The organism is Streptomyces sp. NPDC004610, assembly GCF_040609715.1.
GTDB lineage: Bacteria > Actinomycetota > Actinomycetes > Streptomycetales > Streptomycetaceae > Streptomyces.
The window spans coordinates 124,877-149,784 of the sequence record NZ_JBEXLA010000003.1 but is presented as its reverse complement, the minus strand read 5'-3'; the positions used below and the strand labels follow the sequence as shown (position 1 = coordinate 149,784).

19 protein-coding genes and 2 pseudogenes are annotated in these 24,908 nt (G+C 70.3%); 13 read left to right on the top strand and 8 right to left on the bottom strand.

Annotated features, from left to right (window positions below):
- The first annotated feature begins 142 nt into the window (after positions 1-142).
- Complete coding sequence (locus tag ABZX40_RS04745) at positions 143-826, top strand: helix-turn-helix domain-containing protein (protein WP_355737181.1); 684 nt, start codon at positions 143-145, stop codon at positions 824-826.
- Between the two features lie 188 nt (positions 827-1,014).
- Here the strand turns inward: ABZX40_RS04745 and ABZX40_RS04740 are convergent, their stop codons facing one another.
- Positions 1,015-2,517, bottom strand: coding sequence for a hypothetical protein (locus ABZX40_RS04740; RefSeq protein ID WP_355737178.1), 1,503 nt, complete (start codon positions 2,515-2,517; stop codon positions 1,015-1,017).
- Positions 2,518-2,792: 275 nt separating this feature from the next.
- Between ABZX40_RS04740 and ABZX40_RS04735 the strand changes: the two genes are divergently transcribed.
- Positions 2,793-3,404: a DUF305 domain-containing protein gene (locus tag ABZX40_RS04735; RefSeq protein WP_355737175.1), complete on the top strand. Its 612-nt coding sequence runs from the start codon at positions 2,793-2,795 to the stop codon at positions 3,402-3,404.
- A 53-nt stretch (positions 3,405-3,457) separates the two neighbouring features.
- On the opposite strand, the pseudogene ABZX40_RS04730 reads toward ABZX40_RS04735, so the two are convergent.
- Together ABZX40_RS04730 and ABZX40_RS04725 are read right to left on the bottom strand one after the other, a co-directional pair.
- Positions 3,458-3,661: pseudogene (locus ABZX40_RS04730) on the bottom strand (DUF6214 family protein); the annotation flags it as partial.
- 381 nt (positions 3,662-4,042) lie between these two features.
- Positions 4,043-4,206: pseudogene (locus ABZX40_RS04725) on the bottom strand (DUF6214 family protein); the annotation flags it as partial.
- Positions 4,207-4,435: 229 nt separating this feature from the next.
- Here ABZX40_RS04725 and ABZX40_RS04720 point away from each other — a divergent pair.
- Together ABZX40_RS04720 and ABZX40_RS04715 are read left to right on the top strand one after the other, a co-directional pair.
- Positions 4,436-5,794 (top strand): FAD-dependent oxidoreductase, encoded by a 1,359-nt coding sequence (locus tag ABZX40_RS04720; protein ID WP_355737172.1) that lies wholly within the window; start codon positions 4,436-4,438, stop codon positions 5,792-5,794.
- 184 nt (positions 5,795-5,978) lie between these two features.
- The gene (locus ABZX40_RS04715; RefSeq protein ID WP_355737169.1) at positions 5,979-7,379 is read left to right on the top strand and encodes a nucleobase:cation symporter-2 family protein; all 1,401 of its coding nucleotides are present in this window, start codon (positions 5,979-5,981) and stop codon (positions 7,377-7,379) included.
- On the opposite strand, the gene ABZX40_RS04710 is transcribed toward ABZX40_RS04715, so the two are convergent.
- Complete coding sequence (locus ABZX40_RS04710; RefSeq protein ID WP_355737166.1) at positions 7,299-7,658, bottom strand: helix-turn-helix domain-containing protein; 360 nt, start codon at positions 7,656-7,658, stop codon at positions 7,299-7,301. The genes ABZX40_RS04715 and ABZX40_RS04710 overlap by 81 nt on opposite strands.
- A gap of 182 nt (positions 7,659-7,840) precedes the next feature.
- Here ABZX40_RS04710 and ABZX40_RS04705 point away from each other — a divergent pair, with 182 nt between their 5' ends.
- On the top strand, positions 7,841-8,920 hold the full coding sequence (locus ABZX40_RS04705; RefSeq protein ID WP_355737164.1) for an NADH:flavin oxidoreductase/NADH oxidase: 1,080 nt from the start codon (positions 7,841-7,843) through the stop codon (positions 8,918-8,920).
- Between the two features lie 308 nt (positions 8,921-9,228).
- Here ABZX40_RS04705 and ABZX40_RS04700 read toward each other — a convergent pair whose 3' ends face one another.
- A complete protein-coding gene (locus ABZX40_RS04700; protein ID WP_355737161.1) occupies positions 9,229-9,975 on the bottom strand; it encodes a PaaX family transcriptional regulator C-terminal domain-containing protein in 747 nt (248 codons plus the stop codon).
- 89 nt (positions 9,976-10,064) lie between these two features.
- On the opposite strand from ABZX40_RS04700, the gene ABZX40_RS04695 reads away from it, so the two are divergent.
- Both ABZX40_RS04695 and ABZX40_RS04690 read left to right on the top strand, forming a co-directional pair.
- Positions 10,065-11,738 carry a DNA alkylation response protein gene (locus ABZX40_RS04695; protein ID WP_355737159.1) on the top strand — a complete coding sequence of 558 codons (1,674 nt, stop codon included), beginning with the start codon at positions 10,065-10,067 and terminating at the stop codon, positions 11,736-11,738.
- A 669-nt stretch (positions 11,739-12,407) separates the two neighbouring features.
- Positions 12,408-14,459, top strand: coding sequence for a HEAT repeat domain-containing protein (locus ABZX40_RS04690; protein WP_355737156.1), 2,052 nt, complete (start codon positions 12,408-12,410; stop codon positions 14,457-14,459).
- A 157-nt stretch (positions 14,460-14,616) separates the two neighbouring features.
- Here the strand turns inward: ABZX40_RS04690 and ABZX40_RS04685 are convergent, their stop codons facing one another.
- Positions 14,617-15,189, bottom strand: coding sequence for a hypothetical protein (locus ABZX40_RS04685; protein WP_355737154.1), 573 nt, complete (start codon positions 15,187-15,189; stop codon positions 14,617-14,619).
- A 629-nt stretch (positions 15,190-15,818) separates the two neighbouring features.
- Between ABZX40_RS04685 and ABZX40_RS04680 the strand changes: the two genes are divergently transcribed.
- The 4 genes from ABZX40_RS04680 to ABZX40_RS04665 all read left to right on the top strand — a co-directional run bounded on the left by ABZX40_RS04680 (position 15,819) and on the right by ABZX40_RS04665 (position 19,697).
- On the top strand, positions 15,819-16,904 hold the full coding sequence (locus ABZX40_RS04680) for an exo-alpha-sialidase (protein ID WP_355737152.1): 1,086 nt from the start codon (positions 15,819-15,821) through the stop codon (positions 16,902-16,904).
- An 83-nt stretch (positions 16,905-16,987) separates the two neighbouring features.
- Complete coding sequence (locus ABZX40_RS04675) at positions 16,988-17,665, top strand: uracil-DNA glycosylase (RefSeq protein WP_355737150.1); 678 nt, start codon at positions 16,988-16,990, stop codon at positions 17,663-17,665.
- On the top strand, positions 17,662-18,678 hold the full coding sequence (locus tag ABZX40_RS04670) for a BadF/BadG/BcrA/BcrD ATPase family protein (RefSeq protein ID WP_355737148.1): 1,017 nt from the start codon (positions 17,662-17,664) through the stop codon (positions 18,676-18,678). Before ABZX40_RS04675 ends, ABZX40_RS04670 begins: the two co-directional genes overlap by 4 nt.
- 95 nt (positions 18,679-18,773) lie before the next feature.
- Positions 18,774-19,697, top strand: coding sequence for a hypothetical protein (locus tag ABZX40_RS04665; protein WP_355737145.1), 924 nt, complete (start codon positions 18,774-18,776; stop codon positions 19,695-19,697).
- Positions 19,698-20,144: 447 nt separating this feature from the next.
- Here ABZX40_RS04665 and ABZX40_RS04660 read toward each other — a convergent pair whose 3' ends face one another.
- Positions 20,145-21,176 (bottom strand): lactonase family protein, encoded by a 1,032-nt coding sequence (locus ABZX40_RS04660; protein ID WP_355737142.1) that lies wholly within the window; start codon positions 21,174-21,176, stop codon positions 20,145-20,147.
- Positions 21,177-21,602: 426 nt separating this feature from the next.
- Positions 21,603-23,096 carry an FUSC family protein gene (locus ABZX40_RS04655; RefSeq protein ID WP_355737354.1) on the bottom strand — a complete coding sequence of 498 codons (1,494 nt, stop codon included), beginning with the start codon at positions 23,094-23,096 and terminating at the stop codon, positions 21,603-21,605.
- Positions 23,097-23,465: 369 nt separating this feature from the next.
- On the opposite strand from ABZX40_RS04655, the gene ABZX40_RS04650 reads away from it, so the two are divergent.
- The gene (locus tag ABZX40_RS04650; protein ID WP_355737140.1) at positions 23,466-23,942 is read left to right on the top strand and encodes an Lrp/AsnC family transcriptional regulator; all 477 of its coding nucleotides are present in this window, start codon (positions 23,466-23,468) and stop codon (positions 23,940-23,942) included.
- A gap of 89 nt (positions 23,943-24,031) precedes the next feature.
- Entirely contained in the window at positions 24,032-24,727 is a 696-nt protein-coding gene (locus tag ABZX40_RS04645; protein WP_355737137.1) for an HAD family phosphatase, read from the top strand.
- The last annotated feature ends 181 nt before the right edge of the window (positions 24,728-24,908 follow it).

Here is a 24,908-nt window from a genome sequence, read left to right as displayed (position 1 = left end):
ACTTCGGCAGAGAAAGCCGCCCACCTCGGACGATCCCCCGTGTCGCCCGAGGCAGGCGGCGGCCAGGCCGGGCCTGTGCAGGAGCCGGTCCGGACGCCCTGAGTATAGTTGGCTGGCAGCCAGTCAACGCAGGAGTTACAGGATGTCCCCGCGCAGCGCCCAGGTCAATGAAGAGCTGCGGCGCCGTTCCCGGGAGCGACTCCTCCAGGCGGCGATCGAGTTGGTCAGCGAACGCGGCTACGAGGCGACAACGTTGGCGGACATCGCCGACCGGGCGGGCTCGGCCCGTGGCCTGGTGTCGTACTACTTCCCCGGCAAGCGCCAGCTCGTCCAGTCCGCGGTGCACCGACTGATGCATCGCACACTGGAGGAGGGTCTGGAGCGCGAGCCGCACACGGACGACGGACGTGAGCGGATGGCCCGAGCGATCGACGCGATCCTGAGCCTGGCCCGCGACCAGCCCGTACTGATGCGGCAGCACATGGCCGGCCTGCTCCAGGCCGAGGGTTTCGTCCAGTGCCCGGAACAGCGCCGACTCGCGGAGCTGCTCCGGGACACGGTCGCCCGGCGCGGCTCGGGGGACGTGGAGTCCGCGTACCCGATGCTGCGGTCCCTGCTGATGGGCTCGGTCTACGCGATGGTGCTGCCGAACGTCCCGATGCCGATCGCCGCCGTGCGCGCCGAACTGTTCGAGCGCTACGGCCTCGGCTGGGAGCAGGGCGTCCCGCCGGACACCGAGGTGCCCGGCGGGACGTGCGAGGGAGACCTGTCACGGTTCTTCGCTCCGGGCCGACCGCCCGGCGCTCCGGACGACCGCCCGACGTGAGACCAGGTGAACCGGCCACCCCAGCGGAGCCGACCACACGGCCGACCCGACCGATCCGGTGGGACCGGTGGGACTGACGGGACCGCTCTGGTTTTCCGCTGGGATCGGCGCACCGATTGTGAGACCGATCGATTCGATCGATCGACAGGTGACCATTCGATCACTCGATCGTTTGATCGCTCAACCGGTCAGTCGAAGTAGTCCGGCTGGGTCTGGACGTTCAACTCCCGCAGATGCACCCAGCGCGCCGGGTCCGTTCGACGGTCGTTGAGCTTCAGAACGTCGAAGCCCTTCGCGATGTCGTTCGAGTAGATGTAACCGTTGTAGTAGTACGCCGACCACGAGCCGCCGACCGTGAGCGTGTCCGTCGTGAGCGGACCGCGCTCGAAGTAGCCGATCTCCTTGGGACGCTTGGAGTCGGTGAAGTCCCAGACGGAGACACCGCCCTGGTACCACGCCTGGACCATCAGGTCCTTGCCCTTGACCGGGATCAGCGAGCCGTTGTGGGCGACGCAGTTCTCGGTGTCGGCCTGGTGCCGCGGGATCTTGAAGTAGCTACGGAAGACCAGCTCGCGCTTGTCGCCCTTGCCCACGATGTCGTAGATGCCGTTGGCACCCCGGTTCGGGCCGATCGCAGCGTTGCAGGTGGCGCCACCGCCGCCGCCCAGCTCGTCGGTGAAGACGATCTTGTTGGCCTTCTGGTTGAAGGTGGCCGAGTGCCAGAACGCGAAGTTCACATTGTCCTGAACCTGATCGATGACCTTCGGGCGTTCCGGATCCTTGATGGAGAACAGGATGCCGTCACCCATGCAGGCGCCCGCGGCGAGGTCCTCCTCGGGCAGCACGGTGATGTCGTGGCAGCCGGTGGTCTTGGACACGCCCGGGTTGGTCGGTCCACCCGGGTTGCCGCCGCCGTCCGGGCCCGTGCCCGGGAACAGCACCGGGAAGCCCACGACCTTCGCCTTCTCGGGGGCGCTGCGAGGCACCTTGATGATCGAGATGCCGTCGTGCGGCGGCTGGCAGTCCGGGTAGGCGGAGCTCGGCGAGTACGAGGAGACGTACACGTAGACGTTCTTGCGCTCCGGCACCAGGGTGTGGGTGTGCGAACCGCAGGCGGTCTCGACGGCGGCGACGTACTTGGGGTTGCGCTTGTCGCTGATGTCGAAGACCTTCATGCCCTCCCACGAGGACTTCTCGGTCGCGGGCTGCGTGGTGCTGTTGCAACTGTTGTCGCTGCGCGAGGAGTCCGTCGACAGGAACAGCAGGTCGCCCGAGACGGAGATGTCGTTCTGGGAACCGGGGCACAGCACCTGGGAGACGGTCTTCGGCGCCTTCGGGTTGCTGATGTCGAAGATGCGGAAGCCGTCGTAGTTGCCGGCGAAGGCGTACTTGCCCTGGAAGGCCAGGTCCGAGTTGGTGCCGGGCAGAGCATCCTTCGGGATGTTCGCGAGGTGCTCGATGTTGGACGAATGAACAACTTCGTCCTGGGCCGGTATCTCGCCCGCGGCTATCGCCGCACGCGCCTCGGCCTGATCTGACGTCGACACGGACTGCTCTCCGGCCGGGGTGTCACCCGGGTCCGGGGTGGCTGCGGCCTGTTGGGCCGTCAGCAGCGTGGCCAGAAGGCCGGCTGCGGCTACGACAACTCCCAGCCGTCTGTGTCGAGTCCGGGATCTTTTAAACAGGGTCACTGCGTCCTCCCTTGTTCCGTTCGCGAGGGAACGCTTAACGGATCAACGGAAGTATCGTCCGAGTCATGCACAGATCAATAGGGTGCAACGGAGTCGTAATGCAGTTTTCTGATCGGTCGAGCACAGAAGCGTGCTAGGACAGTCACCGGCGCTCACAAAGCGCCACCTTGCGGTACTGGCCGTCACTCCCCGCGAGGGGTCACCCCCAGCCACAGGAGGTAGTTGTGCTCTTCCGTCGCGCTTCCCGCGCGTCCCTCACCACCGCGGGCCTGGCCATGGTCGCGGTGCTGGCGCTCGGGGCGTGTGAGTCCGGGTCGGACGACGAGTCCAAGTCCCCCACACCAACCGGACCTTCGGTTTTGATGCCGGGCAATCCGGGCGAAGGGAATGAGACCCTGTCCGCCGAGGAGGCCGCCGAGCAACGCATCGAGGACGACTCGCCGAACTCGGCCGATGTGTCGTACGCGCGCATGATGATCGAGCATCACACCCAGGCCCTGGAGATGACCGAACTCGCCCCGAAGCAGGCCGAATCGGATGAGGTGAAACGTCTCGCCGAACGGATCTCGGCGGCACAAGAGCCCGAGATCGCCGCCATGGAGGCATGGCTGAAGCGCCACGGCAAGGACGGCGAGGACAACAGCGGTCACGACCACTCCTCGATGCCCGGCATGGCGACCGAGGGACAGCTCAAGAACCTTCGCTCAGCCACAGGCGGCGCGTTCGATCAGCTCTTCCTGACACTGATGATCACCCATCACGAGGGGGCGATCACCATGGCATCGGACGTCAAGGGGCAGGGCAACAACATCCAGATCGAGGAAATGGCCGACGATGTGATCGCCCAGCAGACGGCCGAGATCGGACGGATGCGCGAGATGGGCTGACGACGGCTCCTACCGCCCGCCCTGCCGGCTGGCCAGCAGGGCGTGGGTGCAGGTCAGCGACGGGCGTGACGTGGGGGCACAGAGCCCGCGTCACGGGCCTGCGCGAACAACAGGAGCGACTTGCGGCGACTGTTCCCGGTTGCGCACACCACCGCGAGCACGGGATCGACGCCGCCTTGCCGAGCGGCGCGATACTCGTGGGCGACCAGCCAGCGCCCTTAGATGCCACGAGGCCAGGAGGGCCAGGCAGGTCGGGGAACGCCGAGGCAGGCCGGTTTCTCGCCATGACGACCTGGGCGCGGGCCCTCGTATCAGCGTGGGGAGGATAGGCGAACGTACGGGCCTCGCTGTTCGATTCGACGCGACCCTGCGCATCCTAGTCATAGGTGGTGCACGAGACCGTCCGATCAATCTGATCGCAATCGCTCAATCGAACATGAGAAACGGCCTCTGCGTTCCGCACCCACGGATGAACGGACGCCGAGAGTACGCGATACGGACCCGAATCGGCTTCGCTCTGCGCGATGTCACCGTGAGGCGACACACCGAACCACTACGACCCCGTCCCCCCAACCCTCTCCCCCGCGCTCCGCGAACACCGCCGCCTCGATCCACTCCTTGAGCACGGCCAGATCTCACTGCGACAGGGCGGGGCGAGCACTGATGTCCTCCAACAAGACGCGCCCCTGATCCAGCACCGCCAGCGCGTCCACCCGAGCACCGTCCGCGAAGGCGAGCCGCACGGTGAACCATCACGTGGCGGTACCCTCCCTCGCACTTCCCACGCCGACCACACGGACACCTCACCGCCCTCAGGCCGACGATCGGAAGGGTGAAGAGCGGACGCTTCAGATACACACGCAACGTAACCGCCTAATCACATTCCATACGAACGAACACGCACGGTGGCACACCGTCGGCGCAGTGCTACACCCCTCCCCCTCCGGCTGAGCTGGTGGGATGCTGGGGGCATCAGCGATCTCCTGCCAGGCTCCGGGTGACCGGACAGGACGGACAAGGAGAGTTCCGCCGTGTTGCGTGTTGCCATCGTCGGCTCCGGCCCCAGCGGGGTCTACACCGCCCAGAGCCTCGTCCAGCTCGATCCCGAAGTGCGCGTCGATGTGATCGACCGGCTGCCGTGCCCGTACGGCCTGGTGCGTTACGGCGTGGCACCCGATCATGAAAAGATCAAATCGCTCCAGAACAATCTCCGAACCGTGCTCGAACAGGATCGAGTGCGCTTTCTCGGTGGAGTCGAGATCGGCGCCGGTGGTGTTCCGGTCGAGCGACTGCGGGAGTTGTACGACGCGGTGGTGTACTGCGTCGGCGCCGCGAGCGACCGGCGGCTGGGCGTCCCGGGCGAGGATCTGCGGGGCAGTTGGTCAGCGACCCAGTTCGTGTCCTGGTACAGCGCCCATCCGGACGCCGTGGACGACGGATTCGTGCGGGGCGCGCGCTCGGCGGTGGTGATCGGGGTCGGCAATGTCGCGGTGGACGTGACGCGGATCCTGGCGCGCGGCGCGGGGGAGCTGAGCCCGACGGACATGCCCCAGACGGCCCTGACCGCGCTGGCCGAGAGCCGGGTGACCGACATCCACATGGTCGGCCGGCGGGGCCCGTCCCAGGCCCGCTTCACGACGAAGGAGCTGCGCGAGCTGGGCGGGCTCCCGGACGCGGACGTCCTGCTGCGGCCGGAGGAGTTGGACCAGGACCCGGCGTACGGCGATCCGTCCGGGCTGCCGACCGTACGGCGGCGGAACGTCGAGGCGCTGCGCGCATGGGCGGATCGTCCGGCCGGAGGAGCGTCGCGGCGCATCCATGCTCGGTTCTTCCTGCGCCCGGTCGCGTTCCTCGCCGATTCGACGGGTACGCGAGTGGCGGGGGTCCGCTTCGAGCGGACTCGTCCGGAAGGGGACGGCGGGGTCACCGGCACCGGGGAGTACGAGGAGATCGAGGCGCAGTTGGTGCTGCGCTCGGTGGGCTATCGCGGAGTGCCCGTGGAGGGGCTGCCGTTCGACACGCGCGGCGGGACGGTGCCCCATCGGGCCGGGCGGGTGCTGCGGGAGGGCGCGGTGGCACCGGGCGAGTACGTGGCGGGCTGGATCAAGCGCGGCCCGACGGGTGTCATCGGCACCAACAGGCCCTGCGCGAAGGAGACGGTGACGTCCCTGCTGGAGGACGCCTCCGTGATCGTACGAACATTGCCGCGCGATGATCCGATCACGCGGTTGCGGGCCGACGGGATCACTCCGGTCGAATGGGCAGGCTGGCAGGCGATCGAGCGGGCGGAGGCCGCCCTGGGGGCGTCTCTGGGCCGCAGCGGAGTGGTAAAGCTGCCCGACTGGCCATCACTCATGACCGCCGCCGCGCATGGCGATACCGCGCCGTAGGGCGCGGAGTTCTGCGGCTCCGAAGTGCACCGGGCGCCTGGTCCGGCAAGCGCACCGTTCTGCAGACGGGAGTTCGTTCGCGCAAACAGCATGCGCGCGATCAATCGATCACCCCCACACACGGACACGAACCAGAAACCCACCTGAAATCAACAAACTGTTTAAGCGACCTACGGTCTCGCCCATGACGAAATCCGGCTCCACAGAGCCCGCGATACACCCCGTGGACGAAGTCCCACCCCTACGCCAACTGACCGCTTTCGGCCTCCAACACGTGCTGGCGATGTACGCGGGCGCCGTGGCCGTCCCTCTGATCGTCGGCGGCGCGATGAACCTTCCGCCCGCCGATCTGGCCTATCTGATCACCGCCGACCTTCTGGTGTGCGGCATCGCCACGCTGATCCAGTGTGTGGGCTTCTGGCGGTTCGGTGTTCGTTTGCCGATCATGCAGGGCTGTACGTTCGCGGCCGTCTCACCCATGGTGCTGATCGGTACGACCGGCGGCGGACTGCCCGCGATCTACGGCTCGGTGATCATCGCGGGGCTCGCGATCGTGCTGCTCGCGCCGGTCTTCGGACGCCTGCTGCGTTTCTTCCCGCCCCTGGTCACCGGCACAGTGATTCTGATCATCGGCGTGTCGCTGCTGCCCGTCGCGGGTAACTGGGCGGCCGGCGGCGCGGGCGCCGAGGACTTCGGCGAGCCCAGGAACCTGGCCCTGGCGGCGTTCGTGCTCGCGGTCGTCCTGGGCGTGCAGCGGTTCGCGCCGGTGTTCCTCAGCCGGATCGCGGTTCTGATCGGGATCGCGGTGGGCCTGGCGGTGGCGGTGCCGTTCGGGTTCACGGACTTCGGCGGGGTGTCCGGCGCCGACTGGCTGGGCATCAGCACGCCGTTCCACTTCGGAGCGCCCACCTTCGAGGTGTCGGCGATCGTGTCGATGCTGGTCGTGGCACTGGTATGCATGACGGAGACGACGGGTGACTTCATCGCGGTCGGTGAGATGACCGGCCGCAGGGTCGAGCGGCGCTCGCTCGCCGACGGGCTGCGCGCGGACGGCCTGTCGACCGTGCTCGGCGGAGTGTTCAACACATTCCCGTACACGGCGTACGCGCAGAACGTGGGCCTGGTCGGGATGACTCGGGTGCGCAGCCGCTGGGTGGTGGCCGCGGCGGGCGGCATCCTGGTGCTGCTGGGGCTGCTGCCGAAGCTGGGCGCGGTGGTCGCCGCGATTCCGGCCCCCGTACTGGGCGGCGCGGGCCTGGTGATGTTCGGGACGGTCGCGGCGAGCGGGCTGCGCACCCTGGCCGAGGTCGACTTCCGCGGCAACCACAATCTGACCGTGGTCGCGGTGTCGGTGGCCATGGGCGTGCTGCCCATGGGTGTGCCGACGATCTATGACGCGTTCCCCGACTGGTTTCAAACGATCATGCACAGCGGGATCAGTGCGGGCTGTCTGACAGCGATCATCCTGAACCTGCTCTTCAATCATCTGCCCGGCCGGGCGGGCTCAGCTCTCACCGAGGCGGGCGGCCTGACGGTCGGCGCCGGTGAGCACGGAGGCCAGCAGGTTCGGGAAAAGACCGTCTAGATCACTCAGGCGAAGGCTGTTCATTTTGGCCGTGCCCCGGTAGTTCTGCTGGATCATTCCGCTCTCACGCAGCACCCGGAAGTGATGCGTGGTGGTTGATTTGGTGACCGGAAGATCGAAATGCGAACACGAAAGCTCGTCGCCCTGGACGGCGGCGAGCTCGCGCACGATCCGCAGCCGCATCGGATCGGACAGCGCGTGCAGCACCGCCTCCAGCCTGATCTCCTCACGAGTGGGGTGCGGCAGTTCACGGGCGCCCACAGCGGCGGTACTGGTCATTTCGGCTCCACTTCGTCAGGGACGCCCCTGGCGGACGCTCTCCGCCGCCCGGACCAGCAGGCGCTGCCACGGCCCTGGCGGGCGATTCCCATACTACGAAGACCCTCGTAGTTTGACATCCACCGTACTACGGCGTCTATCGTACGAGTCGACCGCTCGTCCTCGACGAATGGAGGCGCGCCGTGAGCGCACTCTTCGAGCCCATCACCCTGCGCGAAGTGACGATCCCGAACCGGGTCTGGATGCCGCCGATGTGCCAGTACTCGGCCGCACCCGACGGCCCCCTGGCCGGCGTCCCGGGCGACTGGCACTTCGCCCACTACGCCGCCCGCGCGACCGGCGGCACGGGTCTGATCATCGTCGAGGCGACCGGCGTGAGCCCCGAGGGCCGGATCTCGCCCTTCGACCTCGGCCTCTGGAACGACACCCAGATCGAGGCGTTCCGCCGGATCACGGGCTTCCTGACCTCGCAGGGGACCACGCCCGCAATTCAGCTGGCCCACGCGGGGCGCAAGGCTTCGACCGAACGGCCGTGGAAGGGAGGAGGACCGGTCGATCCCGACGCGCACGGATGGCAGCCGGTGGCACCGAGCGCGATCCCCTTCGCCGAGCGTCATCCGGTGCCGACTGAACTGACCATCGATCAGATCCAAGTGATCGTCCGGCAGTTCGCCGACGCCGCGCGCCGCGCGCTCGCCGCCGGATTCGAGATCGCCGAGGTGCACGGTGCCCACGGCTATCTGATCAACGAGTTCCTGTCGCCGTACTCCAACCGCCGCACCGACGCCTATGGCGGCTCGTGGGAGAACCGCATCCGCCTCGCCCTGGAGATCGTCGACGCGATCCGCGCGGTCTGGCCGGACGACAAGCCGCTCTTCATGCGGCTCTCCGCGACCGACTGGCTGGACGACGCGGGCTGGACGGCCGACGACACGGTCCGTTTCGCGCGGGTTCTGCACGAACACGGCGTCGATCTCCTCGATGTCTCCAGCGGAGGAAACTCGCCGGGCGCGAGCATCCCGACCGGTCCCGGCTACCAGGTTCCGTTCGCCGCACGGGTCAAGGCGGAGACACCCCTGCGGGTGGCCGCGGTCGGCCTGATCACCGAAATCGAGCAGGCCGAGAAGATCGTCTCGAACGACGAGGCCGACGCGGTTCTGCTGGGCCGCGAGCTCCTGCGCAATCCGTCCTGGGCACGGCAGGCGGCGAAGGAACTGGGCGGTGCAGTGCGGGTGCCGGACCAATACCTCAGGTCGGTATGAGTTGATCCGCCGGACTGGCGGTCCGATCGATTGATCGATCACCCCGGCACTGATCGTTTCGGCGGGACAGGGTGGGACAGAGCGCGGGCACGATCACTCAGCGATCGTGCGTGCGTGTCACTGCGCACCTGATCGTCGCCCATGCACATCTTCGATCACGCACGTTCAGCGCACATCCCCGATCACTCGACCGCACATCTCCGATCGTTCGACCCCATCTCTTTTCCCTCACGTGACCCCGCGCGCGGACAGCCGTACGCGACGCGCAGGCTCGGGATTGCCCCCATCCACCGCGTCCGGCCACTGCGTCACGTCCGGGGCACCAAGCCTCCGACTTCCCGCCGATAGGCCCCGTAGGCGGCCCGCAGGGCCGGTCCGGGCCAGTCGGCGGGGAGCAGATCCGCGGGTAGGACCGGGTCGGCGAGCAGATGCCGTACGACGGCCGCGAAGGCGGTGAAGCGATCGGATGGGCGGCCCGCTCGCGCGACGTGGGCCAGGAGGGACCGTGCGGTGCCTGCCCAGTCGTCAAGGGGCCACAGGCTCACCACCAGGTCGCTCACGGGTTGCTCGGGGCGCGCCGTGTAGTGCTGGGCGACCGCGGCGAGGTCGGCCGGCAGCGGGCGGAGCAGGTTGGCCGGGCGCAGCCACACACCCTCACGGAGTTCGGCCAGCCTCAGCGCGATCAGCCGGGCACGCAGATCGGCGCGCTCGGCGGGACCACGCCCGGTGGCGGTGATGACGGCCATCTCCCAGTCGCCATCCCACGCGCGCGTGCGGGGCTCCACGGCATCATCCTGGCGGCGCTGGCGTTCCAGCAGACGGTCGCTGAGCCCGTACACGGTTCCTGCGCGCCGTAGATCACCGGCCGCCACCATGCGGCTGAGAGCCGCCCTGAGCGTGGACCCGCCGACTCCGAACGGCGACACCGCGCTCACCAGATCCCGTACCGGCAGTTCGGGCGGATGCACTCCCAGGAGCAGACTCAGGACGACTGATCGGGCCGACAAAGGACGCAGTTCGACGCCGCGCTCGGTGGCGCGGACGGCTGGGTTCATGGGCGTGCCTGCGCATGCATGGGCGTACCCTACGCGGGAGCAGTGTTGCACTATTGCTGCACCCGTCGAAATAGTGCAACACTTCTGGTATGACCATCACTCCCGCGCACAACCCGGTCTCGGCCGATGGGCAGCACGCCACGCACGAGGTGATCAATCAGCCGCCTCCGCTCGCGCCCTACGACGCCTCCGACGACGTGGCTCTGCTGGAAGGGCTGCACAGGGAGGGCGCCGGGTGGGCCGAGGACGCCCTACGGCGGCTCGGACGACACGCCGGTGGGGTGGAGGCACAGGAGTGGGGCGAGCTGGCCAACCGGAATGAGCCCGTTCTGCACACTCACGATCGTTTCGGCCATCGGATCGACGAGGTGGAGTTCCATCCGAGCTGGCACGAATTGATGCGCGTCGCCGTGGAGGAGGGTCTCGCGGGCGCGCCCTGGGCCGACGACCGGTCCGGCGCGCATGTCGCCCGTACGGCCGGCGGTCTGGTCTGGGGGCACAGCGAGGCCGGGCACGGCTGTCCGACGTCGATGACCTATGCGGCCGTTCCCGCGCTGCGCCGCCAGCCGGATCTGGCGAAGGTGTACGAGCCCCTGCTGACCAGCCGGGTCTACGACCCCGGACTGCGGGTGCCGACCGAGAAGCGCGGGCTGCTCGCGGGCATGGGGATGACCGAGAAGCAGGGCGGTTCGGATGTTCGAATGAACACCACAATCGCGATTCCGACGTCCGAACAGGGCGTGTACACCCTGCGCGGGCACAAATGGTTCACCTCGGCGCCGATGTGCGATCTGTTCCTGGTGCTGGCCCAGGCACCGGAGGGACTGTCCTGTTTCCTGGTCCCCCGCGTGCTGCCCGACGGCACCCGCAATCCGTTCCGTATCCAGCGGCTCAAGGACAAGCTGGGCAACCGGTCGAACGCGTCGTCCGAGCCCGAGTTCGACGGAACGATCGCCTGGCTGATCGGATCTGAGGGCCAGGGCGTCAAAACGATCATTGAGATGGTCAACTGCACGCGCCTGGACTGTGTGATGGCCTCGGCGACACTGATGCGCAAGACCCTGGTCGAGGCCGGGCACCATGTCCGGCACCGCAGCGCCTTCCGTGCACCGCTGATCGATCAGCCGCTGATGCGCAATGTGCTCGCCGATCTGGCGCTGGAGTCGGAAGCCGCCACAACGCTCACGCTGCGGCTGGCGGGCGCGGCCGACCGCGCGGTGCAGGGCAACGAGACCGAGCGCGGTTTCCGGCGGCTCGCGACAGCCGTCGGCAAGTACTGGGTCACCAAGCGCGGCCCGGCGTTCACGGCGGAGGCCCTGGAGTGTCTCGGCGGCAACGGCTACGTCGAGGAGTCGGGGATGCCCCGGCACTACCGCGAAGCACCGCTGCTGTCGATCTGGGAGGGCTCCGGCAATGTCAACGCGCTCGATGTCCTGCGCGCCCTGGGCCGCGAACCCGGTACCGCCGACGCCCTCTTCACCGAACTCGCCCTCGCGCGCGGAGCCGACGCCCGCCTGGACGCTGCGGTGACCCGCCTCAAGGACCTTCTCCCCTCCGCCGCGCCGACGAACGCGCGCCGACTGGTCGAGCAGATGGCCCTGACCCTCCAGGCGTCCCTGCTCGTCCGCCACGCCCCGCCCGCCGTCGCGGACACCTTCTGCGCGACCCGGCTGGGCGGCGACTGGGGGCACTCCTTCGGCACGCTCCCGGACGCGGCGGACATCGACACGATCCTGGAACGGGCACTGCCGAGCGGCCGGTGAACGGTGATCGAGCACGAGGGCCGCGGGCTGAAGCGGCGGTCCTCGGTGACGGGTGGATGACCGAGATCATCGGCGCTCACGGTTGATCGTAGATGATCAACCGATCAATGCTCCCGGCTTCGGAGTAGCCGGGCTCGCCGGACCGGACCCGGCCCATTTCATGGCTGATCCAGGCCGAGCCTCCGCCATTCTGCGCTCGCATGCGGGTGTGCCTACGCTTCACTCCAGGAAAGATGCACGCGGACGAGCGGGTGCCGGACCTGCTGCGGCACTCGTGGGAAGGCGCAGAAAGGGCTACCTGCGCGCGGGCAGGTACCGAGCCGGGAACCGGACATCGGCGCCCACTGAACATCCCCACGCCTGAGCCGCGATGCCGCCGAGGGACGCCCACCTCCCCGCCGTGCTCCCGCACGCGCGCGACCCGCGATTCCCACCTCGCAAGGGCCCCGGGGCACGTCCACCCGCGCGCGGGTCCTCGTTCGCCGCCCAGCCGCCGCCGGTCGCGGCGGGAACGTCCACCCGCGCGCGGGTCCCCGATTTCGCGGTCTCCCGCCCGCACGTGTCGGAGATCCCATATCCTCCCGGCCGGATTCCGGTTCGTTGTCAGTGCCGTGGTGCAGACTCCAGATCGGAAGGGCAGTGTGACCGCTGCGCCCGGGGGAGGACGGGATGTTCACGGGGATCGACGACATCGACTGGGCATCGCTCACGCATGCGTACGGCAGCGCACGGGACGTGCCGCGACTACTGCGGGGACTCGCCTCTGACGACCCGGCCGAGCGGGAAACCGCGCTCGACGGGATGTACGGCGCGGTGCACCACCAGGGCAGCGTGTACGACTCGACGCTCGCGTGTGTTCCGTTTCTGCTCGCTCTGGCGGAGCGCGAGGAGGGCCGGGACCGGGCCGGGATCGTCGAGTTGCTGGTGAGCATCGGAGGCGGGGCGGACGACGCCGAGGATGGCTCGGACGGCACCGCGGGTGGTTCCCGGAGGGGCCGGGAGTTGCACGCGCGGGCGCAGGCCGCGGTGCGGGCGGGTGCGCCGGTGTTCGCGCGTCTCGCCGGGGACGCGGACGCGGGGGTGCGCCAGGTGGTGCCCCGCGCGGTGGTCCGCTTCCTGGACGAACCGGCGCGTGTGCTGGCCCTGTTGCGTGACCGGATCCAGCGCGAGCGCGAGGACCACGTCCTGATCGCGCTGGCCGAGGGGCTGGGGCTGTTCGCGCGCCGGCATCCCGCGTACTCCGGCCCGGCGCTGGACATCCTCGCCGTGCAGAGTGCGCCGCCCAATGGGCCGGCGTTGCGTCTCGCCGCGCTCGGGCAGCTCGCCACGGGCGCCCCGGACCGCCTCCCGGAGAACCTGGTCCCCATGGCCGTGGAGCTGCTCAGGGAGCGGTCGACGGTACGGCAGCTCGGGGAGCCGTGTCATGCGGTCACGGATACCCTGGCCCGGCATTTCCGGCGGCTTCGCCCGTCGGACGAGGAAGGCTCGCAGCTGCTGAGGACGCTCCACAGGGCGCTCGACGACCGCGTACCCGAGCGCATCGCGCTGCTGAACGGCCAGTTGACGAGCCCGAGCACCTCGGACCGCTGCAACGCGGTGTGGATGTCCTCGGGCCTGTTCCGGGAGTGGCGGGGCGACTACACCGGGCCCGTGGCACTGATCGGGCAGCAGCTGAGCGCGGAGGAGGGCGGATTGCGGGACGCGGCGGTGTCCGTCCTGGGTGACCTCTTCGAGTTGGCGTCCCCGGCCGCCGACGCCCTGCACGCTCTGTCGACGACACGCCCGGATCTGTGGATACGGCACTGGGAGCATGGCACACCCACCCTGGGCGGCCCTCTCAAGGCGCTCGCCAGAACCGGCGACCCGCGCGCGGCACCCCTGCTCGCCCAGGTCCTCGCAGGGCCCGTCGTCCCCGACGGCCTCGGCGCCGCGGTCGGGCTCCTCGGCCCGCACGCGGCCCCGCTGGCACCCGCGCTCCGGCGTGAACTCGCCGCCGTCACCCCCGGCTCCCCCACCGCGATCAGCCGCGCACTGCCCCTGCTCAAGACCCTGACCGATCTCGGTGACGAGGCCGCGGCGGCCGAAGCACTGCGGCTGCTGCGGAGCGGACCGGGTGAGGGGCTGAGCGGGCTGATCGCGCAGGCGGCCCTCCGCGCGGTGGGCGCGCTCGGCCCGGCCGCGCGTGAAGCGGCGCCCGTGCTGCGCGGCTACCTGGACAGCGGCTCCGCCACCGCCGCCGCGGGCGCCCTGTGGTCGATCGAGGGCGACGCGGAGGCCGTCCTCCCGGTACTGCTCGGCGAGCTGAAGGCCAAGGACCCCTATCGGCGTACGGCGGCTGCGGGCGAGGTGGCGAGCCTGGGACCGTCGGCCAGGCCCGCGCTCCGCGCGCTGAAGCGCATGGCGCGGTCGGGCACGGTCTGGGAGCGCACGGCGGCGGCGTACGCCCTCTGGCGCATCGACGCGCAGGCCCTGGAGCCGGTCCTGGCCGCACTCCGGTCCGCCTGGGCGGAGAGCCCGTACCCGCGCGTGCGGATCGCCGGGTATCTGCGCGAGATGGGGGCGGCAGCGGACCCCCTCCGGGACCTGCCGGAGGCCGAATTGAACGCGCGGCGACGCCATTTGGCCCAGCAGGGCGGCCATGGCAGTGATGACATACCCAAGGACGAGCGCCTGCTGAGAGTGTGCCGTGAGGTGGTGCGGGGCGGCCAGGGGGACGCCTGAGGCGGGTCTGACAGTTCCCGCCCGCTCCGCCGCGCCCTGCCCGAACCGGCCACGCGCTGGACACCCGGCATGGGCCATCGAGGGCCGAACACCGAGATCAGCAGCCGGCTGGCGGCGTACCCGCGCCCATGCGGCGCATACGGGACGCCACGGGACGTCACCCCATGTGCCGCCCCCACAGCGCGTCGAAGCGGGCCCAGTCCGCGTCCCACCGGTCCAGGCGACGCCGTTCCAGGCGCCCACGCACCGCGCTCCCGGCGACAAACGGAACGACGGCCGCGACAACGCCCGTCAGGCCGCCCACCAGGAACGAGCGCACCTTGGCCTCCGCGGCGGTGGCGGGCTCCGCGACCAGGCGTCCCGTGGGATCCGTCCACACAGTGGTCTCGCCGCCCTTACGACTGCCCGGTGCGACCCGGGCCTGTCCCGTGCGCGCAGAGCCGTCCGGGCCGGTCCAGGTCACCCGTGCCCACACCAGCTCTCCGACAGCCCTGGACGAAACCCCTGGAGCCGGTTCGGTCAACACGGCGGGGATCGGACGCCAGTCGACGCGTTCGCGCGCGAGGGCGTCCCCGACCGAGCGGGCCGTCACCAGCCCGGCGAGCGCGGCGACCAGGACGGCGAGCGTCCAGGTGGCCAGCAGGACCCATGCGTCCACCGCGTCCGACCGCCGTCTGAGCGGATTGCTCCGCCAGCGCCACAGCCACACCGTCCGACCCCGGATCGCCATCGAAGGCTTCCTCCTCGTCCCCGCACGCGGCGGGCGGTCGGGCCCACGGGAGCCCGAGCACCGCACCGGTATCTCGTCCCCCCGCGCGCGGGCGCCCGTCCTCTCCAGCCCCCTTCGGGGCCTTCGTCGTCCTCGTCCCGGCACACGCGCGGGCGCCCGGCCGTCATCCTCCGCACCGCCGGTGCCCGGTACCTGGCCCCTGCACGCACGCGGGCGCCCATCGTCGGGCAACAAGACCGTGTGTCCTGGTCGGCCCGCCCCCGCACGCACGCGGGCGCCCGCCGCACTGGCCCCACCGTCCTGCCGTACGAGACCTCGTCCCCCGCGCACGCGGGTGCCCGGCGAGTGCGCTGTGCCCGCGCTCGCCTCCGCCCGCCCGCGCCCGGTGCCGTGGCCCTCCATCCATACGGACATCGTCGGCCCGGCGCTCAGGCGTGGATCGTGACCTGGCGCGTTCCGTGCGGTCGGCCGGTGGCCGGACAGCTCGGTTCCGGGCCATGGCGCCCACTCCCCTCGCACCACGACCCGACGGCTCTGACCTGCGCGGACGGCGCTCACGGAGGAGACTGTCAGTGCCAGGGTGCAGACTGGCCGGTGTCTGGGACAACGACGTCGCGGAGGTGACCGGCATGACCGAAGCACTACTCGCCGTGGGGACGCGCAAGGGCCTGTTCATCGGGCGGCGGCGCGGCGGTACGTGGGAGTTCGACGAGAGCCCGTACTTCAACGCGCAGGCCGTGTACTCGGTCGCCGTCGACACGCGTAGCGGCACCCCGCGGCTGCTGGCAGGGGGCGACAGCGCGCACTGGGGGCCGTCGGTGTTCCACTCCGACGACCTGGGCCGGACCTGGACCGAACCGGCCCGCCCGGCGGTGAGGTTCCCCAAGGACACGGAGGCGTCGCTGGAGCGGGTGTGGCAGTTGCACCCGGCGGCGGCCGAGCCGGACGTGGTGTACGCGGGCACGGAACCGGCGGCGCTGTACCGCTCGGAGGACCGCGGGGAGACGTTCGACCTGGTCCGGCCGCTGTGGGAGCACCCCACGCGCGCGAAGTGGGTGCCGGGCGGCGGTGGCGAGGGGCTGCACACAGTGATCACCGACGCGCGGGACCCGGGGACCGTGACAGTGGCGGTGTCCACGGCCGGGGTGTTCCGCACCACGGACGGCGGCGAGAGCTGGGCGCCCTCCAACTCGGGCGTGTCGGCGGTGTTCCTGCCGGATCCGAACCCGGAGTTCGGCCAGTGCGTGCACAAGATCGCGAAGGATGCCGTGGACCCCGACCGGATGTACCTCCAGAACCACTGGGGTGTCTACCGCACGGACGACGCGGGCGCGCACTGGACCGACATCGGCGAGGGCCTGCCGTCCACCTTCGGCTTCGCCGCCGCCACACATCCCACGCGCGGGGACACGGCGTACGTCTTCCCGATCAACGCGGACGCGGACCGGGTGCCGGCCGACCGTCGCTGCCGGGTGTACCGCACCGGGGACGCCGGGCGGAGCTGGGAGGCGCTGACGGCGGGGCTGCCGCAGGAGGACCACTACGGCACGGTGCTGCGCGACGCCCTGTGCACGGACGACGACGACCCGGCGGGCGTGTACTTCGGCAACCGCAACGGCGAGGTGTTCGCGTCGCCCGACGACGGCGACAGCTGGCGGCAGTTGGCCTCCCACCTGCCCGATGTGCTGTGCGTACGCGCGGCCGTCGTGGCCTGACACGGGAGGGTGGCGGAGCGCGTGGCGTTCGGGCGTTGGCCATCGGTTGATCACCGTGCCGTGTACGGCAGTAGGGTGACACCGTGGCACCACGACCCTTGCATGAAATCGTCGAAGCAGGATGGGCGAAGGCCCTGGAACCGGTCGCCGGACGGATCGCCGGTATGGGCGACTTCCTCCGCGCGGAGATCACCGCCGGGCGGACATATCTGCCGGCCGGACCGAACGTTCTGCGCGCCTTCCAGCAGCCCTTCGACGACGTCCGCGTGCTGATCGTCGGACAGGATCCGTATCCGACCCCCGGGCACGCGGTGGGGCTGTCGTTCTCGGTGGCTCCGGAGGTACGGCCGCTGCCCGGCAGTCTGATCAACATCTACCGCGAGTTGAACACGGACCTGGGGCTGCCCCAGCCGTCCAACGGGGATCTCACGCCCTGGACCCAGCAGGGCGTCCTGCTCCTGAACAGAGCGCTGACCACCGCCCCGCGCAAGCCGGGCGCGCACCGCGGTCAGGGCTGGGAGGAGGTCACCGAGCAGGCGATCCGCGCGCTGGCCGCGCGGGGCAAGCCCCTGGTGTCGATCCTGTGGGGCCGGGACGCGCGCAATCTGCGCCCGCTGCTCGGCGCACTGCCCGCGGTGGAGTCGGCGCATCCGTCGCCGATGTCCGCCGACCGCGGCTTCTTCGGTTCGCGTCCCTTCAGCCGTGCCAACGACATGCTGATCTCCCAGGGCGGCCAGCCGGTCGACTGGCGCCTGCCGTGACCGGGGGCGGGGACAGGTCCAGGGACACCGCGGGCGTCCTCGCCGTCGACTCGGGCGGCTCGGGCCTGCGGGTCGTCGTCGGTACGGCGGCCCGGGGAGCCCTCGCCCAGCGCGCGTCCACCGAGCCCGTCCGCACCGGCCCGCGCGGTATCGACCCGGACCATCTGCTGGGCCAACTGGTGCCGATGGTCCGCTCCCTGGCCGACGAAACGGGCTTCACCGCGCTGCGCACGGCCGCGATCGGCGCCGCCGGGCTCGGCACCCTCGGGAACGCGCTGCGGGCCGAACTGCCGGGAGCGCTGCACCGCGCGTTCGGCACGGACACGGTCGCGCTGGCCGCCGACGCGGTCACCGGGTACATCGGCGCGCTCGGGGAGCGGCCGGGCGTGGTGGTGGCCGCCGGGACCGGTCTGATCGCCGTAGGCATGGATCTGTCGCGGTGGCGGCGGGCCGACGGGTGGGGGCATCTGCTGGGCGACTCCGGTGGTGGGGCCTGGATCGGCCGGGCCGGGCTCCAGGCGGCCCTGCGCGCGTACGACGGACGGCCCGGCGGTTCGGAACGGCTGATGGCGCGCGCGGAGGCGGAGTTCGGGCCGCTGGCGGGGCTCCCGGGGCAGGTGTACCCGCGGCCCGACCGGCCCGCCGTACTGGCCTCCTTCGCGCCCCAGGTCGCCGCCTGCGCGGACGAGGACCCGATGGCTGCGGAGATCCTGCGGGCCGCGGCCGGGCACATGGCCGACGCGGCGGCGGCCGTCTGCCCCGGCACGGACGACGCCCGAGTGGCGCTCACCGGTGGCCTGTTCAAGATGGGTCCGCCGCTGTTACGGCCCCTAGAGGCCGCGTTGGCGGAGCGACTGCCGCACGCCCCGCTCACGCGCGCGGAGGGCGACCCGCTGCACGGCGCCCTGCACCTCGCGACCCGACTGGCCAGCGGCACGCTGGCCTTGCCCTACGACGAGAACATGCTGTCGGTGACACGCACGCCCGCCCGAGCCGCTGACGCCCAGTTCTGATCCGTACGTAACTCATCAGACAAAACCGGACGGATACCGCTCACCTGCACCCTCCCCGAACAGGGGAGCCCAGGAAGCCAGTAACATGCGGCGCCATGAGTTCCTCCACTGGGCCCGCACCCGGCCTACCCGTACGAATGCCGCGCCCCCGCCAGCCCGGACGGCACCGCCGCCCCGAGCCGCTCGCGGCTCCCGAGGGCGCGCCCGCCCTCGTTCTCGCGGTTCCCGGGACACCCAGTGCCGCCACCCGCGGGCTCGCCGAGGAAATCGTGAGCATCGCGCGCTCGGAGCTGCCCGGTCTGGACGCCCGCATCGGCTACCTGGACGGCGACGACGCGGAGTTCCCGTCGCTGCGGGCCGTACTGGCGCATGCCGCCGCGGAGCGCGCCGCGCGCTACGAGCAGGCCCTGGCGGCCGGCCTGGAGGTCAAGGAGCCCGAGGGGGCCGTAGCGGTCGTCGTACCGCTTCTGGCCGGTCCGGACAACGCGCTGCTGCGCCAGGTCCGGCAGGCCGTCATGGACAGCAAGGTCGCCGCGGAGCTGACCGATGTGCTGGGCCCGCACCCGCTGCTCGCCGAGGCGTTGCACGTACGGCTGTCGGAGGCCGGTCTGGCCCGCGCCGACCGCGCCCGGCTGTTCACGGTGGCCACCGCGGCGGACGGCATCATCCTGGCGTCCGTGGGCGGCGAGGAGGCCGTGCAGGCGGCCGGGATCACGGGCATGCTGCTGGCCGCGCGGCTCGCCGTGCCGGTGATGGCCGCCGCTCTCGACGAGGAGGGCTCGATCGCGGCAATCGCCGAGCAGTTGCGCACCTCGGGCTCGCAGCAACTCGCGCTGGCGCCGTACCTGATCGGCCCGGAGATCGACGCCACGCTGATCCAGGCCGCCGCGGAGGAGGCGGGGTGCGCCGCCGCCGAGGCGCTCGGCCCCTACCCGGCGATCGGCAAGCTGGCGCTGGCCAAGTACACGACGGCGCTGGGTATCGCGCCGCAGCAGTCGCAGGGGGCACCGGTGCGGTGAGCGCGCCCCGCACGACCGTGCTCGCGCTCATGCCCGTGCCGGGTGTCACTGGAGACGGTGATTCGGCGTGTCGGCGGCGGCGGTCGGCCGTGCAGGGATGTTGATCGGGCTCGCTCCTTGTGTGGGGCGGGCCCTTTGGCGTCTTCGGGGTCGGTCAGTTGGGGGTGGTGCGCTCGTGGGTCGTGTCGGCGTGTCGGTGCGGGTCGGCGCGTTGCGAGTGGTGGTGCTTTGGGTGCGTGGCGCGCCTATGTGTCGGGCATACGGGGGCGCTTGGCGGTCGCTCGGGCGTGTCGCGGTGTCGTTCGGTGGGTTCGAGGGTGCCCGGGTGTCGCGTGGAGGAGGGTCAGGCCGGGCCTGAAGCGTGCACATGGGGAGGGCCTCGCCTGCCGAGGCCACGGTGGGGCCGGGCGGGCGGACGGGGGGCGACTGAGCAGAGCCGGTGGGTGTCTAGTCGAAGATCACGCAGGACGCGGCGGGGACCCGGATGGAGCCCGCGCGGCTCGGGACGCCGGTGGACGGGTCCAGAACGAACCAGGTCACGTCGCCGGAACGCTCATTGGCGACGTACAGGAAGCCCCCGGACTCGTTGATCGCGCGCGGCCAGTGGCCCCCGCAGGGGATTGTCCCGACCAGCTTCAGTTCGTCCTCGTCGACGGCCAGCACGGACAGGACGTCCGCCCCGCGCGTGGCGGCCCATACGAACCGCCCTTCCGGCGCGGCGACGATCCCGGAGGGGTAGGCGTCGCCGTCCGGTGTGCCGGGCAGCAGCGGGGCCTCGGAGAGGGGCTTGAGCGAGCCGTCAGCGGCGTTCCAGCGGCAGACGGTGACGGTGGGGGCCAGCTCGTTCACGATGTACGCATGCGTGCCACCGGGGTGGAAGGCCAGGTGGCGCGGGCCGGAACCGGGGCGGAGCGCGATCTCGCGGTGCAGGGCGAGACGGCCGTCGGTAAGTGTGCACACCCGGACGGAGTCGGTCCCGAGGTCGACACTGACGGCCCAGCGGCCACTGGGGTCGGGCTGCACCTGGTGGGCGTGCGGCGCCTGCTGGCGGGGCGTGTACGGGCCCGCGCCGGAGTGCGTGAACACATCGGACGCGGCCGGAGCGAGCGTGCCGTCCGGACGGACCGGCACCGCGCTGACGCTGCCGGAGCCGTAGTTGGCGGTCAGCACGTGGCCCGCGTGCACGGTGAGGTGGGTGGGCCCACTGCCTCCGACGGGAACGGGCGGTCCGGCCAGCTCCGGGGTGTCGCCGTCGACGCGGTACGCGGCCACGGCGCCCTCGGCCGTCTCGCTGACGGCATAGAGCATGTCGCCGGTGGGCGCGAGAGCGAGGAACGACGGGTCGGCGACACCGTCCACGCCACTGAGCACCGTCAGCGCTCCGTCGCGCGGATCCACGGCCGCTGTCACCACGCCGGGTCCGCCGGCCGCCGTGAACGTCCCGATGAACGCCCGCTTCCCTCTGCCGCCGTGTGTCACCGCTGTCCCCTCTCGGTGGCTGTGCCGTCCGGGGTGACGGTAGCAGTCGATCTCCTGCGGTCTAGACCAAGGGCCTGATGATTGGCGCGGGGCTGCTCGTCCCGGGCTGGGGAACATCCGCCGGGGAGCAGGGCGGCCCTGTCGGCCGATGTGGTGCTTCGGCATGCCCGGCTCTGCGGGGGATGTGTTCACCCTGGATTTGTGCGCACTGGTTCTGGTCGCACTGATTCTGCCTGTGAGGGTTCTGCCCGTTGCAGTTCTGTCCGGCCTCGTTTTGATTGCTCTCGGTCTGATTGACCTTCTGATTGACCTTGTTCGTTTCACGCTCAGCGTTCGGCCTGATCCTGATCATTCGCCCTGATCGTTCGCCTCGGTCCTTCGGCAGAACGATCGAGCCGTTCGGTTCGGTTCAATCTGAGCGTTCGATCAGGTGCCGACCAGAGGCGAACCGGAGGGCGCGCGCAAGGGCGCGGCGAGTTCCGCCAGTGCGCGTTCCAGCCCGTGCAGGTGTGCGAGGGCGGGGGCGTCCACGTGCGGCTCGGGCACGTGCGTGAACCGTTCCTCCGGCCCACCGGTCAGCGCCTCCACGGCGGCCTCCACCCGCCAGCACGCGGCTGCCAGGCGGGCGTCGTGCGATGCCTCCGGGTCCGCCGCGACGGCGACGAGGCCACGGATCTCGCGCGCACAGTCGTCGAGCAGGTCGATCACCCGGCGGGCCCGTCGCTTGCGGCTGCGCATGGGGTTCAGCGGGTGCACGAGCGGGGCGAGGGCGAGCCGGACACGCCCCAGGAACTGTTCCAGCTCCGCCACGCGCGGCGCCGGATCGGCGTCCGGGTCGCCGGCGAGCCGTGCGGCGGCCTGCGCCGTCGAGGCGTGCACGGAGCGCAGGGCGCGCTGGATCCACGCGTCCGTGACGGCGTGCGTGGTCACCGGGAGAACGAACAGCACGGCGAGAACGGCCCCCAGCGCGCCCACACCCGTCTCGACCAGCCGCAGGGCCAGGAGAGCGGGATCGAGAATGCCGAGCAGACCGTAGAGCAGTGAGGCGAGCAGCGTCACCGAGAGCACCATCCAGGTGTACGAAACGGCGGCCGTGTAGAAGATTCCGAACACGCATACGGTGAGCAGAACGGCCGTAGGCACCGGCTCCGTGTGGAGCGGGAGAGCGATCAGCAGGCCGAGTCCGATCCCGAGAACCGTGCCGAGGACGCGCCGGAATCCGCGGACCAGCGTCTCGCCGCGCGAGGTGGTGTTCACGAAGACCCACCAGGTGGCGCCGACCGCCCAGTACCAGCGCTCCCCCGACACCAGTTGCCCCACGACCAGGGCGAAGCTGGCGCCGAGCGTCGCCTGGACTGCCTGGCGGGTGGTGATCCGGCCGAGTCCGGTCCCGTCGAGCGGCGCGGGTGCGGGGACCGGTGGGAGGCGGCGCTCGTAGCACCAAAGGCCGAAGCGAACAGCCACCGCGACCAGTACGGACAGGAGCATTGCGGTGTACAGCTCCGGCAACTGACCAGGGGTGGTGTGCAGGAATTGGGCGATGAAGTAGGTCATGAAGGCGAACACGCCGAGGCTGTGCCCGCGCGGGCCCCAGCGACGGGCGTAGACGCCGGCACCGACCATCGCGAGGAAGACGAGATCGCGCGCCACGGGCCGGTCGTGCAGCACGGCCGCCACGGCGAGCACAGGCAGCCCGATGACCGGGAGCAGCGCGGTTGTGATCGATTGATCGCGCACGGTGGAGTCCGTGACGGTGAAGAGGGCGAGCAGCGCGGCAAGCCCCCCGGTAACGGCTCCGACCAGGGAGTTTCCGGCAAGTCCGCTGACGACGACCGCCAGACCGATGCCGAGCACCGCCCGTAGGGCGAAGCGCATCCGTATCCGCCCTGGATCCGGTGCCACGAACACCGTCTTCAGCACTGCCACCTACCCTTGGCCGACTTGATCGAGCGAGCACATCGCATAAGCGCTTCGCATGAGCGCGCAGAACGAACACGCGGAACGAACAACAACGGAACCCGGATCACCAGTGCGCCCGTCCGGCCCGTGGCGAACAGTCGCGCATGACAAAGGCGCCGCGGAGGTACGCAGCGCCATCGACCTCACCATGAGAACATCTCGCACATCAGTGGCTCAATCGACATCCTGATGACTGAGCCATTGGTCCAAGATTCTGCGCCTAAGCCCGTCCAGAAGCAGACCAACGGTCCATGCTCGAGGGCGGGGCGTACGGATCGACCGAGCTGCCGTTGGCGGATTCAGCGGAGATCGACAAGGAGGATCGGTGTCATGACCGTGGACGAACTGGACACCCGCATTCTGCGGCTACTACTGGAGCAACCGCGTACGAGCGTGCGCGAGTACGCCCGGATCCTCGGTGTCGCCCGCGGCACGCTTCAGGCCCGCCTGGACCGGCTCGAACGGGATGGAGTGATCACCAGCACCGGTCCGGCCCTGTCCCCGTCCGCGCTCGGTCACCCGGTGCTCGCGTTTGTGCACATCGAGGTCACTCAGGGTCATCTGGACGACGTGGGGGAAGCTCTGGCGGCGGTCCCGGAGATCGTGGAGGCACATTCGATCACGGGTGGCGGGGATCTGCTGACCCGGGTCGTGGCGCGGGACAACGCCCACCTGGAGGACGTCATCCAGAAGCTGATCAGTCTCCCCGGGGTCGTCCGGACCCGCTCTGAGGTGGCCTTGCGCGAACGAGTGCCGCATCGGCTTCTGCCCTTGGTCGAATCAATCGGCCGCTCGGTGCGCAAATGATCGACTGAGCACAGTGCGGGCTGGCCTGATCGATCTGGAAACGATCACCCGATGGCCGACCGGTCACTCCTTCTTGGCATGCTGGTCGTATGAGCACCCTCTCCGGCTTCTCGGTCGTCTTCGATCTCGACGGAACGCTCGTGGACAGCGAGCCGAACTACTACGAGGCCGGCCGACAGGTGCTTGCCGCCCACGGCGTACCTGCCTTCTCCTGGGCAGAACACGAGGAGTACGTCGGTATCAGCACCCTGGAGACGGTCACCGACTGGAAGCGGCGGTACGGGCTCACAGCGTCGGTCGACGAACTGCTCGCCGAGAAGAACCGCATCTATCTGGACCTCGCTCGGACCTCTACGCGCGCGTACCCCGAGATGCGCGAGTTCGTGGGGCTGCTGGCCGCTGAAGGAGTTCCCATGGCGGTGGCGTCCGGCTCGTCGATCGAGGCGATCAAGGCAGTGCTGGCCGGCACCGGCCTGGACGCTCATCTGCACACCCTGGTGTCCGCCGACGAGGTCGACCACGGCAAGCCCGCACCGGATGTCTTTCTGGAGGCCGCACGCCGACTGGGCAGGGACCCCGCCGACTGCGTGGTGGTGGAGGACGCCGCCCCCGGAGCGGTCGCCGCGCATGCCGCCGGGATGCACTGCATCGCCATTCCGTATGTCGCCGCCCAGGCGGATGCCCCGGAGTTCGCGACGGCCGGGCTGCTGGTGCGGGGCGGTCAGACGGAGTTCACTGCGCGGGACGCGTACGGGTGGCTTGTGGGGTCGGTGCTGGGGTCGTGAGCGGCTGGCTGACTGGTCCTCTCGCGCCGGGCGCGACCTGCGCGATCAATGGGCGGGCTGGTGTTCGTTTCCGGGGTTGATGTCCCTTTCTGGGACTGATGGGGGTTTCCCAGTCGATGTTCGTTTCCGGCCCCATGTTCGTTTTCCGACCCGGCCTGGCCTCGTGATGCTCGTCTGGGCG